The 15,243-nt window shown below is 63.0% G+C and carries 16 protein-coding genes and 1 pseudogene; 11 read left to right on the plus strand and 6 right to left on the minus strand.

All coding sequences use genetic code 11. From position 1 onward, the window contains the following. Position 1: 1 nt before the first annotated feature. On the plus strand, positions 2 to 319 hold the full coding sequence (locus ACMDCM_RS12345; protein WP_412773829.1) for a PilZ domain-containing protein: 318 nt from the start codon (positions 2 to 4) through the stop codon (positions 317 to 319). 114 nt (positions 320 to 433) lie between these two features. Here the strand turns inward: ACMDCM_RS12345 and ACMDCM_RS12350 are convergent, their stop codons facing one another. The 3 genes from ACMDCM_RS12350 to ACMDCM_RS12360 form a co-directional block, all read right to left on the minus strand. Next, complete coding sequence (locus ACMDCM_RS12350) at positions 434 to 1,786, minus strand: hemolysin family protein (protein WP_412773830.1); 1,353 nt, start codon at positions 1,784 to 1,786, stop codon at positions 434 to 436. 121 nt (positions 1,787 to 1,907) lie between these two features. Further along, positions 1,908 to 3,059: a 3-dehydroquinate synthase gene (gene aroB / locus ACMDCM_RS12355; RefSeq protein WP_412773831.1), complete on the minus strand. Its 1,152-nt coding sequence runs from the start codon at positions 3,057 to 3,059 to the stop codon at positions 1,908 to 1,910. 66 nt (positions 3,060 to 3,125) lie between these two features. Further along, a complete protein-coding gene (locus ACMDCM_RS12360) occupies positions 3,126 to 3,728 on the minus strand; it encodes a shikimate kinase (RefSeq protein ID WP_412774742.1) in 603 nt (200 codons plus the stop codon). Positions 3,729 to 3,891: 163 nt separating this feature from the next. Between ACMDCM_RS12360 and ACMDCM_RS12365 the strand changes: the two genes are divergently transcribed. The 6 genes and pseudogenes from ACMDCM_RS12365 to ACMDCM_RS12390 all read left to right on the plus strand — a co-directional run bounded on the left by ACMDCM_RS12365 (position 3,892) and on the right by ACMDCM_RS12390 (position 11,054). Continuing rightward, on the plus strand, positions 3,892 to 4,038 hold the full coding sequence (locus ACMDCM_RS12365; RefSeq protein WP_412773832.1) for a histidine kinase: 147 nt from the start codon (positions 3,892 to 3,894) through the stop codon (positions 4,036 to 4,038). A 16-nt stretch (positions 4,039 to 4,054) separates the two neighbouring features. Further along, positions 4,055 to 5,014 carry a site-specific tyrosine recombinase XerD gene (gene xerD / locus ACMDCM_RS12370; protein ID WP_412773833.1) on the plus strand — a complete coding sequence of 320 codons (960 nt, stop codon included), beginning with the start codon at positions 4,055 to 4,057 and terminating at the stop codon, positions 5,012 to 5,014. A 460-nt stretch (positions 5,015 to 5,474) separates the two neighbouring features. Next, positions 5,475 to 6,437 (plus strand): acetyl-CoA carboxylase carboxyltransferase subunit alpha, encoded by a 963-nt coding sequence (locus ACMDCM_RS12375; protein ID WP_412773834.1) that lies wholly within the window; start codon positions 5,475 to 5,477, stop codon positions 6,435 to 6,437. Between the two features lie 317 nt (positions 6,438 to 6,754). Next, positions 6,755 to 8,227, plus strand: a complete 1,473-nt coding sequence (locus ACMDCM_RS12380) for a L,D-transpeptidase family protein (RefSeq protein WP_412774743.1) — start codon at positions 6,755 to 6,757, stop codon at positions 8,225 to 8,227. Between the two features lie 205 nt (positions 8,228 to 8,432). Then, positions 8,433 to 8,627: pseudogene (locus ACMDCM_RS12385) on the plus strand (transposase); the annotation flags it as partial. 258 nt (positions 8,628 to 8,885) lie between these two features. Further along, a complete protein-coding gene (locus tag ACMDCM_RS12390) occupies positions 8,886 to 11,054 on the plus strand; it encodes a malate synthase G (protein ID WP_412773835.1) in 2,169 nt (722 codons plus the stop codon). A 141-nt stretch (positions 11,055 to 11,195) separates the two neighbouring features. Here ACMDCM_RS12390 and ACMDCM_RS12395 read toward each other — a convergent pair whose 3' ends face one another. Then, positions 11,196 to 11,351: a Thivi_2564 family membrane protein gene (locus tag ACMDCM_RS12395; RefSeq protein WP_412773836.1), complete on the minus strand. Its 156-nt coding sequence runs from the start codon at positions 11,349 to 11,351 to the stop codon at positions 11,196 to 11,198. 314 nt (positions 11,352 to 11,665) lie between these two features. Between ACMDCM_RS12395 and ACMDCM_RS12400 the strand changes: the two genes are divergently transcribed. Continuing rightward, the gene (locus tag ACMDCM_RS12400; protein WP_412773837.1) at positions 11,666 to 12,034 is read left to right on the plus strand and encodes a DUF883 family protein; all 369 of its coding nucleotides are present in this window, start codon (positions 11,666 to 11,668) and stop codon (positions 12,032 to 12,034) included. A gap of 106 nt (positions 12,035 to 12,140) precedes the next feature. Continuing rightward, entirely contained in the window at positions 12,141 to 12,566 is a 426-nt protein-coding gene (locus ACMDCM_RS12405) for a hypothetical protein (RefSeq protein WP_412773838.1), read from the plus strand. Between the two features lie 30 nt (positions 12,567 to 12,596). Here the strand turns inward: ACMDCM_RS12405 and ACMDCM_RS12410 are convergent, their stop codons facing one another. Both ACMDCM_RS12410 and ACMDCM_RS12415 read right to left on the minus strand, forming a co-directional pair. After that, positions 12,597 to 12,989 (minus strand): hypothetical protein, encoded by a 393-nt coding sequence (locus ACMDCM_RS12410; RefSeq protein ID WP_412773839.1) that lies wholly within the window; start codon positions 12,987 to 12,989, stop codon positions 12,597 to 12,599. Between the two features lie 309 nt (positions 12,990 to 13,298). Next, a complete protein-coding gene (locus ACMDCM_RS12415) occupies positions 13,299 to 14,105 on the minus strand; it encodes a response regulator (RefSeq protein ID WP_412773840.1) in 807 nt (268 codons plus the stop codon). A gap of 245 nt (positions 14,106 to 14,350) precedes the next feature. On the opposite strand from ACMDCM_RS12415, the gene ACMDCM_RS12420 reads away from it, so the two are divergent. After that, positions 14,351 to 14,569: a NepR family anti-sigma factor gene (locus ACMDCM_RS12420; protein ID WP_412773841.1), complete on the plus strand. Its 219-nt coding sequence runs from the start codon at positions 14,351 to 14,353 to the stop codon at positions 14,567 to 14,569. Then, positions 14,569 to 15,114 (plus strand): sigma-70 family RNA polymerase sigma factor, encoded by a 546-nt coding sequence (locus ACMDCM_RS12425; protein WP_412773842.1) that lies wholly within the window; start codon positions 14,569 to 14,571, stop codon positions 15,112 to 15,114. The genes ACMDCM_RS12420 and ACMDCM_RS12425 overlap by 1 nt, the downstream gene beginning before the upstream one ends. Positions 15,115 to 15,243 lie beyond the last annotated feature (129 nt).

Below are 15,243 nucleotides of genomic sequence, written 5' to 3' on the forward strand. Positions count from 1 at the left end.
CATGGGCTGGGGCAACCGAAAAGCGGATCGGGTGACGTTCGCCGCCGGCTATACCGTCCTGATAATGGGAATCGACGGAACGTGGCAACGGTCCTGCACCTTGCTCGACATTTCGAACAGCGGCGCGCGGCTTCAGGTGAAGGATTCGATCGAAGGACTGAACCTCAAGGAATTCTTCCTGCTGCTATCGTCGACCGGCCTCGCCTTTCGCCGTTGCGATCTCGTGCGTGTCAACGGCGACGAGATCGGCGTCAAATTCGTCGAGGACAAGGTTCCCGCCAAGAAGAAAGGCCGCGCGCTCGCCAGATCCGATTCGTGAGGAGACGGGTCCCGTGATTCGCCGTTGTGAACCGACGACGCAGACGTGCAGAGCCAGGCTGCATTCCGCTTTCGCACCTCGACCTCGAAGATCGCGCGCGCGCCGCCCGGGCCGTCAGAGCGCCGTTCGCTCCCTCTGAGGTCTGTTCTCCATCGCCTCCGCCTCCCGCGGCACCGGCTGGATGCGCAGCGCGGTGATGCGGTTGCGCTCGCGCCGCAAGACCCGGAAGCGAAAACCGTGAAACGTAAAATTCTGGCCGCGCTCGGGGATCGAGCGAGCCTCGTGGATCACAAGCCCCGCAATCGTGGTCGCCTCCTCGTCGGGAAGGTGCCAGTCCATGGCGCGGTTGAGATCGCGGATCGGCACCGAGCCGTCCACCACCACCGATCCGTCGGCCTGCTGCCGGACCCCGGCCACCACCACATCGTGCTCGTCGGAGATGTCGCCGACGATCTCCTCCAGAACGTCTTCCAGCGTCACCATGCCCTCGACTTCGCCGTATTCGTCGACCACCAGCGCGAAGTGGGTCTTGCGGCGGCGAAACGCCTTGAGTTGATCGGAGACCGGACGCATTTCCGGCACGAACCACGGCGGCAACGCAATGGCGCTGACGTTGATGCTCGCTATGTCGCCTTCGGAGGCGTCGATTGCCCGCAGCAAATCCTTGGCGTGGAGCACGCCGATAATGTTTTCCGGCTTGTCGCGCCAGAGCGGAATGCGGGTGTATTCGCTGGCAAGCACCTCGCGCACAAGCTCCTCCGGCGGCAGGTCGGCATTGATCGTCACCATTGCCGTGCGGTGGACCATCACGTCCGACACCGCGAGATCGCCGAAACGGAACACATTCTGGATGTATTCAGCCTCGCCGCTTTCGATTCCGCCGTGTTCGGCGGATACGCCGACCAGTCCTTCAAGCTCCGCGCCGGTCAAGACCTCGTGCTGGGAAACTTCCTTGACGCGAAGCGCGCGCAGAATGGCTCGCGACGCTGAATTGAGCAGCCAGTTCATCGGATAGAACAGGCGATAGGATACGTAGAGCGGATAGGCGATCCATTGCGACACCGGCTCGGGCTGGCGTATCGCCAGGGTTTTCGGCACCTGCTCGCCGATCACGATGTGCAGCGACGAGAACACCAGAAAGCCGGTGAGGAACGAGGTCAAATGCAGCGCCGGCTCCGGCATGCCGAGCGGCCGCAGCAGGGGGTCGAGCAAGGCCGCCACCGTCGGCTCGCCGACCCAGCCGAGGCCGAGCGAGGCCATGGTGATGCCGAGTTGGCAGCAGGCGAGATAGGCCTCGATATTGCCAAGGATGTCCTGCATCAGCCGCGCGCCGAACGCGCGGCGCTCCGCCATGGCCTTGACGCGAAAACCGCGGCTTTTCACCAGTGCGAATTCGGCCGCAACGAAGAACGCATTGGCCGCGAGCAGCAGCAATGCGAGCAATATCTGAAAGAGCGTCGAACTCATCGCGGGTCCATGACCATGCCGGACTATAACGTCTTCGTGCGAAGTAGGTTACTGGTTCGCGTCAAGAAAAAGCGTCAAATCAAAATCATAGAGCTCCGCTTCTGATCAGAAGCGGAAAGGCCTAGGCCGACGCGTCCGCGAGCTTGCGGGCAAGAAAATCGCGAACCGTCGACGGTTCGACATCGGAGGATACGACCGCCTGGCCGATCGCCTTCAGAAGAATGAAAGTCAGCCGACCGCGCTTCACCTTCTTGTCCTGCGCCATCAGCGCCATCAAGCCGTCCGCGTCCTCCAGACCTTCCTGCCTGAAACCGGCGATGTCCTGCAAGCGCGTCGGCAGACCCGCCTCCGCCAAATGCCGCTGGATACGGGACACGTCGGCATCCGCGATCATCCCGAGCCGTGCCGACAGTTCGGCGGCCAGCACCATGCCGACCGACACGCCCTCGCCGTGATAGAGCCGGTCGGAAAATCCGGTCGCGGTTTCCAGCGCATGGCCAAAAGTGTGACCGAGATTGAGCAGCGCCCGTTCGCCGGTCTCGCGCTCGTCTCGGGCGACAATGGCCGCCTTGGCGCGGCAACTGGCGGCGACTGCGTGTTCGCGCGCCGCGCCGCCCTTGACGATGTCCGCATGGTTGGTTTCCAGCCACGCGAAGAACGCCTCGTCGCCGAGCAACCCGTATTTGGCGACCTCGGCATAGCCGGCGCGAAACTGGCGCGGCGACAGCGTATCCAGCACCGCGGTATCCGCGACCACCAGGATCGGCTGATGAAAGGCTCCGACCAGGTTCTTGCCTTGCGGCGAGTTGATCCCGGTCTTTCCACCCACCGAGGAATCCACCTGCGCCAGCAACGAGGTCGGCACCTGCACGACATCGAGGCCGCGGCGGACAATCGCGGCCGCAAAGCCGGCGAGGTCGCCGACCACGCCGCCGCCGAGCGCAACGACGAGATCGTTGCGCTCGATTTTCGCTGCGATCAGCTCCTCGCAGACGAACTCGATGCCCTCGTAGCTCTTGGAGGTTTCTCCTTCGTCGACGACAACCCGCGAGGTCGCGATGCCGGCGTTTCGCAGCGACGTCTCGGTCGCACGCAGCCAATGGGTCGCGACACGCTCGTCGGTGACGACGGCCACGCGCGCGCCGGGACGCAGCGCGGCGACCCGTTCGCCGAGCGAGGACAGGATGTCGCGGCCGATGACGATGTCATAGGAGCGATCGCCGAGCGCGACGTCGACTATGATCGGGTCTGGATTTTTCAACGGAGCAGTCATCACGTGGCGTCAAATCCTTTGCGTCAGGTCCTTCGTCAGCTCCATCGCCGGGAGCCTCCGGCGGCTTCAGCTTGCCCGGCCCGCCGCCGCGAGCCTGCCGTGAAGCAGGTCGATGCATTCATCGACGATCCTATCATAGGGCACGTCGCGCGATGCGACGGTGATATCCGCCAGTTGGTAGATGGGTTCGCGCTCGGCGATAAGCCGCCCGATCGTCGCGGCGGGATCGGCCGTTTGCAGCAGCGGCCGATCAAAGCGGCGCCTGACCCGGCGCAGAATCACCTCGGCATCGGCCTTGAGCCAGATCGAGATTGCCCGCTCGCGGATACGCGCGCGAGTCTCCTCGCGCAGCACCGCGCCACCGCCGGTCGCAAGCACCAGCGAACCGTTTCCAAGGAGCCGCGCGATCACCCGCACTTCGCCGTCGCGAAAATACGGCTCGCCATGGGTTTCGAAAATTTCGGGAATCGACATTCCGGCGGCGAGTTCGATCTCGCTGTCGGCGTCGACGAACCGCAACGCAAGACGCGACGCCAGACGCCGGCCGATCGTGGACTTCCCGGCACCCATCATGCCGACGAGCACCAGGGACCGCCCGCCGAGCGCAGCAACGATCGCGGCTTCATGGGATCTGCCGGCATTGGCCGGTGAAACGGCATCGGAGGTCAAAGGGACACCTGTCGGAATGCGGTTGCTCACCGTGAACCGCTCCTGCCTGCCAGCTATACTACTCTCGTCGAGCTGGTCGCCAGAGACTCTTGCGCGGAGCCGGCGAACATGTTGGTACTCGTTGCACTCGCCCGAAAGGTTAACATCACGCTCAGGACTGCAAATGCCCAGCCTGCTCCGCTTCCTGACTGTCGTAGCAGCGATCGGCGCGATCGGCTACGGCGTGGTTTTCGCGCTGGCGAATTTCGTCAACCCGGCGCAGCGGGAAATGACCGTGACCGTCCACCCGGACAAATTTCTCAAGAAATAGCTGCTACGCTTGCGGCATGGGATCCGACAAAGCCTCAGACGCGAAGCTGACGAACCTTTTCCTCGATATGCTGGCGGCCGAGCAAGGCGCCGGCGGGAACACGCTCGGCGCCTACCGTCGCGACCTCGAGGACTTTTCCGCGTTCCTGACGCGCGCGGGCGAAAATTTCGTCACCGCCGGCACCCAGACGTTGCGGGACTATCTCGGCGATCTCGACATCAGGGGCTTCAAGTCGTCGAGCGTCGCCCGCCGTCTTTCGGCGATGCGCCACCTGTTCCGCTTTCTGCTGAGCGAGCGTATCAGGCAGGACGATCCTGCCGCCATCCTCTCGGGACCGAAGCGCGGACGAAGCCTGCCGAAAGTGCTGTCGATAGCGGATGTCGATCGTTTGCTGGCGCGGGCGAAGGCCGCGATCGATATGCCCGATGCCTCGGCCACCCGGCGACTGCGCGCCGCGCGGCTGTATTGCCTGCTCGAAGTGCTCTACGCCACCGGGCTCCGCGTGTCCGAACTGGTCTCGCTGCCGCTGTCGGCCGCGCGGCGCGACGCGCGCATGATCGTGGTGCGCGGCAAGGGCGACAAGGAGCGGCTGGTGCCGCTGAACGACGCCTCGCGACAGGCGATGGCCGCCTACCTCGCCGCGATGGACGACCGGCGGGGGGAGGGCGAGGCGGCCACGGCAAAGCCGAAATGGCTGTTTCCCTCGTTCGGCGAAAGCGGCCACCTGACGCGGCAGCATTTCGCGCGCGAACTGAAGGAACTGGCGGCGGCGGCGGGGCTCGCACCCCGGCTGGTCTCGCCGCACGTGCTGCGTCACGCCTTCGCAAGCCATCTGCTGCATAACGGCGCGGACCTGCGAATCGTCCAGACGCTGCTCGGCCACACCGACATCTCGACGACGCAAATCTACACGCACGTCGTGGAAGAACGGCTGAAGAGCCTGGTGCGCGACCTGCACCCGCTGGCGGAAGCCTGACGCACGGCGATGCAAGCTGGAATATCGGACCCTTGAAACGCCAACGGCATCCGGTGTTACCAGACCACCACACGGCCGCACCAAATCCGGTCTCGGTCAAGTTTCGTCTTCCATCCGGCGCTGGCCGTTCTAATCTGAGGGCAATTGTAAGGTCGATTCGCATCGGCCTCATGCCGCCGGTTCGGCGACCCACAGCAGCCGAACCGTCGGGCTACCTCAGATCCAGCTTGAAACCCCGGCAACGCCGGGGTTTTTTTGCGGGGTGATGCGCCCGCCGAAAAACCCGGACCTGCTCGGCACTTGACTTCGCGCCTATCAGCCGCGAAAGAGCGCAGCGCCTGCCCGCCGGCAACCGCTCCAGCCGTCTTTGTCGGACCCCATAAACGTTTGAACTAAAGGATTTTTTGCTCTCCCCGCCGATAACTTTCGTCCCCCGACCCGTTCGTCCTATATTGCTGAAATGCCGGACCCCATGCGCAGTTACCTCGATTTCGAAAAGCCTGTCGCCGAACTTGATTCCAAGATCGACGAACTCCGCGCGCTCGCCGCCTCCGGCAGCGACATCGGCCAGGAGATTTCGAGCATCGAGGAGAAGGCCGCGCAGGCGCTGAAGGACCTCTACGACAATCTGACGCCGTGGCAGAAGACCCAGGTGGCGCGGCATCCGCAGCGGCCGCACTTCTCGGATTTCATCAACGGCCTGATTACCGAGTTCACGCCGCTTGCCGGAGACCGCAAGTTCGGAGAGGACGAGGCGCTGATCGGCGGTTTCGGCCGCTTCCGCGGCGAAAGCATCTGCGTCATCGGCCAGGAAAAAGGCGCAACCACGGAGAGCCGACTCAAGCACAACTTCGGCATGGCGCGGCCGGAGGGCTATCGCAAGGCGGTCCGGCTGATGGACATGGCCGACCGCTTCGGCATTCCCGTGTTGTCGCTGATCGATTCCGCCGGGGCCTACCCCGGCATCGGCGCCGAGGAACGCGGTCAAGCCGAAGCGATCGCGCGCTCGACCGACACTTGCCTGTCGCTCGGCGTCGCCAATGTCGCCGTCATCATCGGCGAGGGCGGCTCCGGCGGCGCGATCGCGATCGCCACCGCCAGTCGCGTGCTGATGCTGGAACATGCGATCTATAGCGTGATCTCCCCGGAAGCGGCGTCGTCGATCCTGTGGCGGGACAGCAGCAAGGCGCAGGAAGCCGCGACCAACATGAAAATCACCGCGCAGGACCTGCTGCGTTTCGGCGTGATCGATGTCGTTCTCAAGGAGCCGCCGGGGGGCGCTCATCGCGACCCGGCAGCGGTCGTCGCACTCACCGGCGATGCCATTGCCGAAGCCTTCAACGATCTGCGCAATCTCGACCGCGACACGCTTCGCAAACAGCGACGGCAGAAATTCCTCGACATCGGGCGCAAACTGGGCTGAGCAGGGACCGCCGCTCTCGCCGGAATTGCGATGCGGATGCCTTGACAGCAGCGGGGCGCCGTCCGCGCTTCGCAGCCAGCGCGAATCAAGGCTTTTTCCGGACTGGGGCGAAACCGCCCTATTTCAGCCCGGTCCCGGATATTTAACCTCCGTTCACCATCCCCACCATGGATTTCGCCGTGCCGGCCGGTCCGGCTTGCGGGGTCTCAGGCTTAAGGATAATATTTTATTCAATGGCTTGGGGCACGGACGCCATGAATTTGGGGTGCAGGCTTGCCCGTCGCTTGCGGAGCTTTGCTTTGATCCATCGCTCGGCTTTGATCCATCGCACGCCCGGGCGCGCGATCATGACGTTGGCCGTGCTCGCATCCGGCGCCCTTCTGGCCGGCTGCAACACCGACGATGCCTCGCTCGCGAGCAACGCCAAGGCCAACCAGCCCGTCCCGCCAAAGCTCGTCGCCACCATGACCAAAAAGGACATGGAGCTGCAGTCGCCGATCCTGATCCGCCTGTTCAAGCAGGAAGCCGAGCTTGAAGTCTGGAAGCAGGACCGATCCGGCAAGTTCGCCTTGCTCAAGACCTACCCGATCTGCCGCTGGTCCGGCGATCTCGGCCCGAAAATACGCGAAGGCGACCGTCAGGCGCCGGAGGGATTCTATAGCATCACGCCAGCGCAGATGAATCCGCGCTCGGCTTACTATCTCTCATTCAACACCGGCTATCCCAACGCATTCGACAAGTCGCTGGGACGCACCGGTTCCGAACTGATGGTTCATGGCGACTGCTCCTCGCGCGGCTGCTATGCCATGACCGACGAACAGATCGCCGAGATCTACGCACTCGGCCGGGAAGCCTTTTTCGGCGGCCAGCGCGCCTTTCAGTTCCAAGCCTATCCGTTCCGCATGACGCCCGTGAACCTTGCGAAGCATCGCAACAACCCGAACATGCCGTTCTGGAAGATGATCAAGGAAGGCAACGATCATTTCGAGGTGACGCACCAGGAGCCGAAGGTCGAGTTCTGCGAGCATAAATACGTGTTCGATCCGGTAGCGCCTCCCGGCTCGACCAAGCCTCTGCAGTTCAACGCATCCGCGCAGTGCCCCGCTTACGTCGTCCCCGACGACATCGCGAGCGCCGTGCGCGAGAAGCAGCAGCGTGACAACGCCGAGATCGCGAAGCTGATCGCGAAGGGGACGCCGGTGGCCAGGCTCAACACCGGAATCGACGGCGGCATGAACCGTGTGTTCGCCGCGAAACTCCCGAACGGGCAGACGGGGTTGTCGGATCCGATTGAACCCGGCTTGAAAAACACGGCGTTCTCGCCGGCGCCAGGCACCATTCCACCGACCGTCAATCCTCCGCACGATCCGGCAGCGCCAACGGTCGCGACCGCATACGAGCCGGAGATCGAGGCGACGAGACCGTCGTCATCGCTGCTCGCCCCATCAACACCGAACAACATCTTCAGCAGCCTCGCCCACAAGATCGGCTTCGGCACCGCCGATACGACCGCCACCATCACGCCGGCCGCCGCTCCGGCCAAGCCGAAGGTGGTGGCCCGAGAAGCGCGTAGCGCTCCGCATCGCCCGGCCGTGGCTGCAAACCACGCAGCAACCAAACCGGCTGAAAAGAGCGCTGACAAAGCGGCAGGAGTAAAGCACGTCGCAGCCGCGCGGCCGCCGTTGAAGCCCTCTGTCGACGCATCCGCCCCGCCGCCAGCTTCGATTCCGGGCGCGGCACCGGTGGCATCATCGAACTCGTTCGACAGCCGCTTCTCGGCGTTCCGGTAGTTCCGCTTTTATCGGTGCCCGAGTTGCAAGGATCGTTATCCGCTTCGCCAAAATGAGAGCTGTGTAGCGGTTTCCGCCCGCTCCGGACCGGGGAAGCTGAGGTTGCGAAGCTTCAGTGTTCCACGGAGGGGCCGGATGAACATCCATAAGAATGCCCGACTGACGCTGATCGCTGATTCATAGGGTTCCGTGATAGTGGGCGAAGATTGCCCCGTTGCTGCCAGGCAAGGCGGATCCGGGGCGGAGGGGAGCGGACAATCGGCTGTTCGTGAACGGCTGCCTGTGGGTGCTGCGATCGGGCGCGCACTGGCGTGACCTGCCAGAGCGCTATGGCCGCTGGAAGACGGTGCATCGGCGGTTCAGCCGGTGGCGCCATGGCGGCGTGTGGGAACGGGTGTTCGCCGCCCGCCGTTTCGCCACCCGCTACGACGGACGCCATTCACTTCACAGGATTCGTTCACCTCGCCACAGCCATGATCTGGATACAATGAATGTCGATCGGCCCTAGCGCTATCCCTTTGAGGATGATCTTATCCGAAATCCGGTTTCCGCTTTTCGCCGGCGCGGCCCTTCGGAGCGGGACCAGCCCTGCAATGAACGCCGAATTTCGGCGAGCCGCCTTGAGAGCGTCGGCGCCGTTTCTCGTGAGACCTCCGACATGACTCGCATTGACGCTCACGGACTGAAGATCGCGCCGGTTCTGTTCGATTTTATCGAGCAAGAGGCTACGCCCGGGACCGGCATTTCGCCGGATGCCTTCTGGGCCGGGCTTGCCGCCATCGTCCGCGATCTTGGGCCGAGAAACCGCGAACTGCTCGCGGTGCGCGACGCGCTGCAGGCGAAGATCGACGGCTGGCATCGCGCCAACAGAAGTCATCCGTTTGACGTGGAAGCCTATGCCGCGTTCCTGAAAGAGATCGGCTATCTGCTGCCCGAGCCCGAGACCCATTTGGTCGAAACCGCCGATGTCGACGAGGAGATCGGAAAGATCTGCGGGCCGCAACTGGTGGTGCCGCTGACCAACGCGCGTTACGCGCTGAACGCCGCCAACGCGCGCTGGGGCAGCCTTTACGACGCATTGTACGGCACCGACGCCATCCCGCACGCCGCCGGCGAGACCAGAGGTTACGACAAGGCGCGCGGCGACAAGGTGATCGCGAAGGCCAAGGCGTTCCTCGACCAGGCCGCACCGCTTGCGGCCGGCAGCCATGCCGATGTCGTGGAGTACGTCGTGACCAATGGAGCGTTAAGGGCGAGACTCCATAACGGCGGCGAGACCGGCTTGACGTCGAAATCGCAGTTCGCGGGCTACCGGGGCGATGCCAGCGCACCGTCCGCGATCCTGCTGGTGAACCACGGCCTGCACATCGAGATTCAAGTCGACCGCAGCCACGCCATCGGCAAGGACGATGCCGCAGGGGTCGCCGACGTGATCCTTGAGGCCGCCGTCAGCACCATTCTCGACATGGAGGACAGCGTCGCAGCCGTCGATGCCGAGGACAAGGTTCTGGTCTATCGCAACGTCCTCGGCCTGATGAACGGCACGCTCACCGACACTTTCAAGAAGGGCGGCAAGACCATGACGCGCGCCCTTAACGCCGATCGGGTCTACACCGCGCCCGACGGCGGCGAGCTAAGGCTGCACGGGCGCAGCCTGCTTCTCATTCGCAACGTCGGCCATCACATGTTCACCGACGCGGTGCTGGACGAAAACGACGCCGACATTCCGGAAGGCATGCTCGACGCCGCGGTGTCCGGCCTGCTCGCGATTCATGATCTCAACGGCGCTTCGACAACGAGGAACAGCCGGACGGGTTCGGCCTATGTCGTCAAGCCGAAGATGCACGGACCGGACGAGGTCGCGCTGGCCTGCGAGCTGCTCGCCCGGGTCGAGACCATGCTGGAGCTGCCCGAGAACACACTCAAAATTGGCGTCATGGATGAGGAGCGCCGCACCACCGTCAACCTCAAGGCCTGCATCCAGGCGGCCGCGAAACGCGTCTGCTTCATCAACACCGGATTCCTCGACCGCACCGGCGACGAGATCCACACCTCGATGGAAGCGGGACCCATGATCCGCAAAAACGAGATGAAGGCGCAGCCCTGGATGAAGGCGTACGAGGATTGGAACGTCGACATCGGCCTGATCGACGGCCTGCCCGGCCACGCCCAGATCGGCAAGGGGATGTGGGCCGCGCCCGACAGGATGGCCGACATGCTGGCGCAGAAGATCGCCCATCCCGAGGCCGGCGCCACCACCGCATGGGTGCCTTCGCCAACCGCGGCGACGCTGCACGCGCTGCACTATCATCAGGTCGATGTGCTGAAACGCCAGCAGGAGCTGAAAGCCGGCGGCCGTCGCGCAAAACTTTCCGACGTCCTCACCATTCCAGCGTCACAGTCGAATTGGGCGCCCGACGATGTGAAGCAGGAGATCGACAACAACTGCCAGGGCATTCTCGGCTATGTCGTGCGCTGGATCGATCAGGGCGTCGGCTGTTCGAAGGTGCCCGATATTCACGATGTCGGCCTGATGGAGGATCGTGCCACGCTGCGCATCTCCAGCCAGCATCTGGCGAACTGGCTGCATCAGGGCGTCGTCACAGAGAATGAGGTGATGGAATCGCTCAAGCGGATGGCCGCCGTCGTCGACGCTCAGAACGCCGGCGATCCCCTCTACAAGCCGATGGCGCCGCAATTCGACGGGGCCGCCTTCCAGGCCGCGTGCGATCTGGTCTTCAAGGGACGCGAACAGCCGAACGGCTACACCGAATACATCCTGACCGGGCGGCGACGCGAAGCCAAGGCGAAATCAAGGCGGAGATAAAGAAGGGTCAAGACTGAGGTCAAGACGCCGGCCGAGGGTTGATCCTGTTGCTGGAAGGAATTGATCCTGTTGCTGGAAGGAAAATGTCCCCGACGCCGCCGCCGGGGATATTCTTGTTTGTCCAGGGCGCTGACGCCGGCTTCAGAATATCGGAAGATATCTCAGCGCCGAGGCAACACCCAGCACGATAACGGCGACGCGGGCGATCTGCTTGCTGCGGACGTCCAGCGGCGCCACGCTGATGAAGTACAGCACAAGAACAACGACGAAGAACGTAATCAGGACGCTGATGAGCATTATTGCCTCTCCACAATTGATCGCAAGATTTCAAGACGGAGAAAGCGCCCTCGCGACATTTGGCGCGCGAGGCAATCCCGACAGGGCCTGAAAGTTCCGCCGAGCGGCGCATGACGCGTCGGGCAATCCGACCATGTCCGCGCTATCGACCTCGTGGAGATCGATGGCTTCATCACCGCTTCCGGTCTGTCTTTCGCCGCCGAGAGGCGCCGAACAAGGGACAGTCTCGCCAACCGTCTGACGGACGGGTCGCGGAACTTAAGCCGCGACGGCACGTTGGTTGCGCATATCCGTTCGGTTTTCAGGAGCGTTGGATGGCAAGCGACGACGAGGAAGCAATGAAGAACTTGACCGATAAAGCGACTTACGACCGCCTTGAGAAGGATTTGTCAGCCGTGAAAAACGATATCTCCGCCCTGGCGGATCAAGTCTCCGACGCGCTTGGTACATTCACAGGCTCTGCTAAAAAACAGGCTCGCCGCGGGTACAGGCAGGCCAGGGCCAATGTGGATTCCGTTCTCTCCGATGTATCGGAGCGCGGCAATGCGGCGCTCGATGCGGCACAGAACGCCGTAAGCTCCATCGAGGACACGCTGGAGGAAGCAATCCAGCAGCGTCCTCTCGCAACGGTCGGGCTTGCGATCGGGCTGGGATTTCTGATCGGCGTGACCTGGCGCCGGTGAGGCGCCGGTGATTTCAGTTTGGTCGGGCCGCGGCGAACCTTGTCGCCGCCGCTCTGATTCTGCCAATCATTTCAACAATCGATTTTCAAGCCGGGCGAGGCGTTGAATGTTTCAGCGGGCGATCGATGACCTCAAGGAGAGCGCGGGCAATGCCGTGCGGCTCACCTCCGTCGCCGCCGTGGCGGTCGTCGCAGGCTCCGTCACAATCGTGTTTCTATGTGCCGCCGGGTTTGTCTTCGTGCTTCAGACCTACGGCTTGATCGAGGCTTGCCTCGCCGGGGCGGCTATCTTCTTCCTGATCACCGTGATCGCGGTCGCGAGCTATGCGATCCGGCGAAACGCCATGAAAAAAAGAGCAGCCCAAAGAACCAGAGCGACGGCGCAAAACTTTCTCGCCGATCCGATGGTCGTGGCGGCGGGGCTTCAGTTGGCCCGCACGGTCGGCATCAAGAAGCTGATACCGATCCTGGCCATCGGCGGCCTGGCGCTGGGATTATTCGCGGGCCGGCGCGACCGCGATGGCGACACCTGATTTCCTTGGCAATGACACAAATGGCAAACGTCAGGTCACGCAGCGGCCGGGCTGAAGCTGTTTGGCGATATCCGTTAGAAGACTCACCACCGGCTCGCATGCGATCATCCGCCTGGCACGGGATGACGACGGAGCGCGGCGTGAGCGCGGCTTCACGGCGCGATTGCCCGCTACCATGTGGCGGCCTTCCGGAATGCGGATGACGATCGAAGCATCCGGCAAGCGTTCAAGGCGAACGGAGACGGTTCGGCCCTCGGCCTGCGACGCTCGTACAACGCCGCGGTCAGCCTTGACGGCGCGATTGACCATTGCAGCGTTGACATTCTCGCTCGCAGCGAGATCCCGGCTCGACGCAAAATGCGTCGTACCCGGGAGCATGACCACCGCCAGCGCGCCGAGAACTCCTGCCGATACCCGAAACATCGTTGCCTCGCCCGTTGTCCGCGCATTGCAGCGACTTCGTGTCGTCGCTCACCGCGACGGAATAACGCGGTTGGCGAGACTTCGTTCAGTCGACGGTTCGAAAAAGAGAGCGGGTGGAACGCTTCCCGGATGGCCGCGTTATCGGTACAGCCGGTCACTCCCCTGCCCCGCCCGACCGGCTACGAGGACGCGGCTGATGGTGATGCCAGCCGCGTCCGTTTTTTGTTCCGCATGGGATCGCTGACCGCCGCGGAAGCGCTCGTCATGCCGTTGGGCCGTGGCCTGCGTCACGCTGGTTCGCAGTCTCGATCAGGACGCGGCGGCGCGCGGCTCCCTGTTGCGCGAATTCCGGTGGAAGAATAAGGCCTGGCTCGCGACCGCGGAGACCATGGCCGGCTGGAACGGTTTCGAGATAAGGAATGCCGGCTCGGGCCGCTCGCCCGTCAGGAACCGTTCCGGATAGGCCGTGATGAAAACGACGGGCACCTCGACGACGCGCAGGAGTTCGTTGACGGCGTCCAGCCCGGAACTGCCGTCAGCAAGCTGGATATCCGCCAGAATGAGACCTGGCTTCTTGGTTTTGGCCAGCGTGATCGCGTCGGAATGAGTGCGTGCAACGCCGATCACGCGATGTCCGAGATTCTTGACAAGACTTTCAAGATCCATCGCGATGAATGTCTCGTCCTCGATAATCAGGACGTCGGTTGCGATTTCAGCGGCCATTTCGCGGCCGGCGATATCGCTCAGCTTGCGAACCTCGCTAACGGGAGCCTGCAGGACGAACGCGGCCTCCTCCTCCGAGAAGCCTTCCAGCGACAGCAGCAGGAACGCCTGACGCGGCAACGGCGTGATGTTCGTCAGTCGCCGCTCCGTCGGCGCCAGGACCGGCACCTCGTCGATCCCGCCATTGATCGAAACCGAATTCCAGATCTGGGTAAACAACCGGAATAATCCCGCCCGTGGCCCGTGCCGCTCGTCGAGCAACGTCGGATCCTGGAGCAGCGCCTCAAGCATAGCCCCGACATAAGCGTCTCCGGACGCCTGGTTTCCAGTCAGGGCGCGCGCGTAACGTCGCAAGAGCGGCAAATGTTCGGCAACCACCTGTGATCGAAACATCCCAATTCATCCTTTTTGAGACGACTTAATCTCGGGCTCGCATCTCCTTAGACGACGCGCGGCGCATCGGCGAATCCCGGTCCGCCGATGCGTTTGTCTACGCCTCAGCACGACAAAAGTTCCCTGGCGCCGGAACTTTCCCTCACGCTTTGAATTAGCCCGCGAGAGTTCCGTGAAGACGGCGCAATGAACAGGAAATCAATCGATCTTTCAATAGCTTGAAACTCTGGGAATGAAGCAAGGTCATGAAAGATTCAAAGCCATCACCCGGCAAGGGCGGCCTCAATGCCGAGATTCAGTCCCGAATCGGACATCAGCTTCGCGCCATGTACGATGACGTCGTGAGGCAGGGGGTTCCGGACCGTTTTGCGGAATTAATCAGAAAGCTTGATGCGCCGGGACCCGATCATGCCCAAGTAAACCCCACGGGTGACTTCGATACCAAAAATGACGGGAGGGACTAATGCCTCTCACAGATTCACTTCGCGAGGACATCCTGGCATCGGTGCCGAACCTGCGCGCATTCGCGATTTCGCTGAGCGGAAATGGTGATCGTGCGGACGACCTCGTGCAGGAAACCCTGCTCCGCGCGCTCGCCAATATCGACTCGTTCCAGCCGGGATCGAACCTTCCGGCATGGTTGTTCACAATCCTGCGCAACCTGTTCCGCTCGGACTATCGCAAGCGACGGCGCGAGGTGGAGGATTCAGACGGCAGTTATGCGAAAACGTTGAAATCGCAGCCCAGCCAGAACGCCCATCTGGAATTCGAGGAATTCCGTGCGGCGCTCGACAAGCTGCCACAGGATCAGCGCGAAGCCTTGATCCTGGTAGGCGCTTCCGGATTCTCCTACGAGGACGCCGCGAAGATCTGCGGGTGCGCCGTCGGCACCATCAAAAGCCGCGTCAACCGCGCGCGATCGAAATTGAGCGCTCTGCTTTACGTCGAGGGCACAGAGGATTTTGGCCCGGACGACACCGTTCGGGCCGTGATCGGCAGCGGCCGATAGCTCCCCACGAAGCTCCGCAACGCCTCCCCGGAACGGCGGCGGGGCAGCGGGAATTTACTCTCCCGCCTTCCGCTCCAACCGGCCTCGAGTGCTTCGCACTTTGACGGAAGCATCCCGGTTATCCGTCAT

This window comes from Nitrobacter sp., from assembly GCF_047149785.1.
Lineage (GTDB): Bacteria > Pseudomonadota > Alphaproteobacteria > Rhizobiales > Xanthobacteraceae > Nitrobacter.

Excerpts from the sequence above, each read along its gene's own strand:
- xerD (WP_412773833.1), top strand. The coding sequence starts at position 4,055 with ATGGGATCCGACAAAGCCTCAGACGCGAAGCTGACGAACCTTTTCCTC.
- ACMDCM_RS12390 (WP_412773835.1), top strand. The coding sequence starts at position 8,886 with ATGACTCGCATTGACGCTCACGGACTGAAGATCGCGCCGGTTCTGTTC.
- ACMDCM_RS12365 (WP_412773832.1), top strand. The coding sequence starts at position 3,892 with ATGCCCAGCCTGCTCCGCTTCCTGACTGTCGTAGCAGCGATCGGCGCG.
- ACMDCM_RS12425 (WP_412773842.1), top strand. The coding sequence starts at position 14,569 with ATGCCTCTCACAGATTCACTTCGCGAGGACATCCTGGCATCGGTGCCG.
- ACMDCM_RS12375 (WP_412773834.1), top strand. The coding sequence starts at position 5,475 with ATGCCGGACCCCATGCGCAGTTACCTCGATTTCGAAAAGCCTGTCGCC.
- ACMDCM_RS12420 (WP_412773841.1), top strand. The coding sequence starts at position 14,351 with ATGAAAGATTCAAAGCCATCACCCGGCAAGGGCGGCCTCAATGCCGAG.
- ACMDCM_RS12350 (WP_412773830.1), bottom strand. The coding sequence starts at position 1,786 with ATGAGTTCGACGCTCTTTCAGATATTGCTCGCATTGCTGCTGCTCGCG.
- ACMDCM_RS12400 (WP_412773837.1), top strand. The coding sequence starts at position 11,666 with ATGGCAAGCGACGACGAGGAAGCAATGAAGAACTTGACCGATAAAGCG.
- ACMDCM_RS12405 (WP_412773838.1), top strand. The coding sequence starts at position 12,141 with ATGTTTCAGCGGGCGATCGATGACCTCAAGGAGAGCGCGGGCAATGCC.
- ACMDCM_RS12415 (WP_412773840.1), bottom strand. The coding sequence starts at position 14,105 with ATGTTTCGATCACAGGTGGTTGCCGAACATTTGCCGCTCTTGCGACGT.
- ACMDCM_RS12395 (WP_412773836.1), bottom strand. The coding sequence starts at position 11,351 with ATGCTCATCAGCGTCCTGATTACGTTCTTCGTCGTTGTTCTTGTGCTG.
- ACMDCM_RS12410 (WP_412773839.1), bottom strand. The coding sequence starts at position 12,989 with ATGTTTCGGGTATCGGCAGGAGTTCTCGGCGCGCTGGCGGTGGTCATG.
- aroB (WP_412773831.1), bottom strand. The coding sequence starts at position 3,059 with ATGACTGCTCCGTTGAAAAATCCAGACCCGATCATAGTCGACGTCGCG.
- ACMDCM_RS12345 (WP_412773829.1), top strand. The coding sequence starts at position 2 with ATGGGCTGGGGCAACCGAAAAGCGGATCGGGTGACGTTCGCCGCCGGC.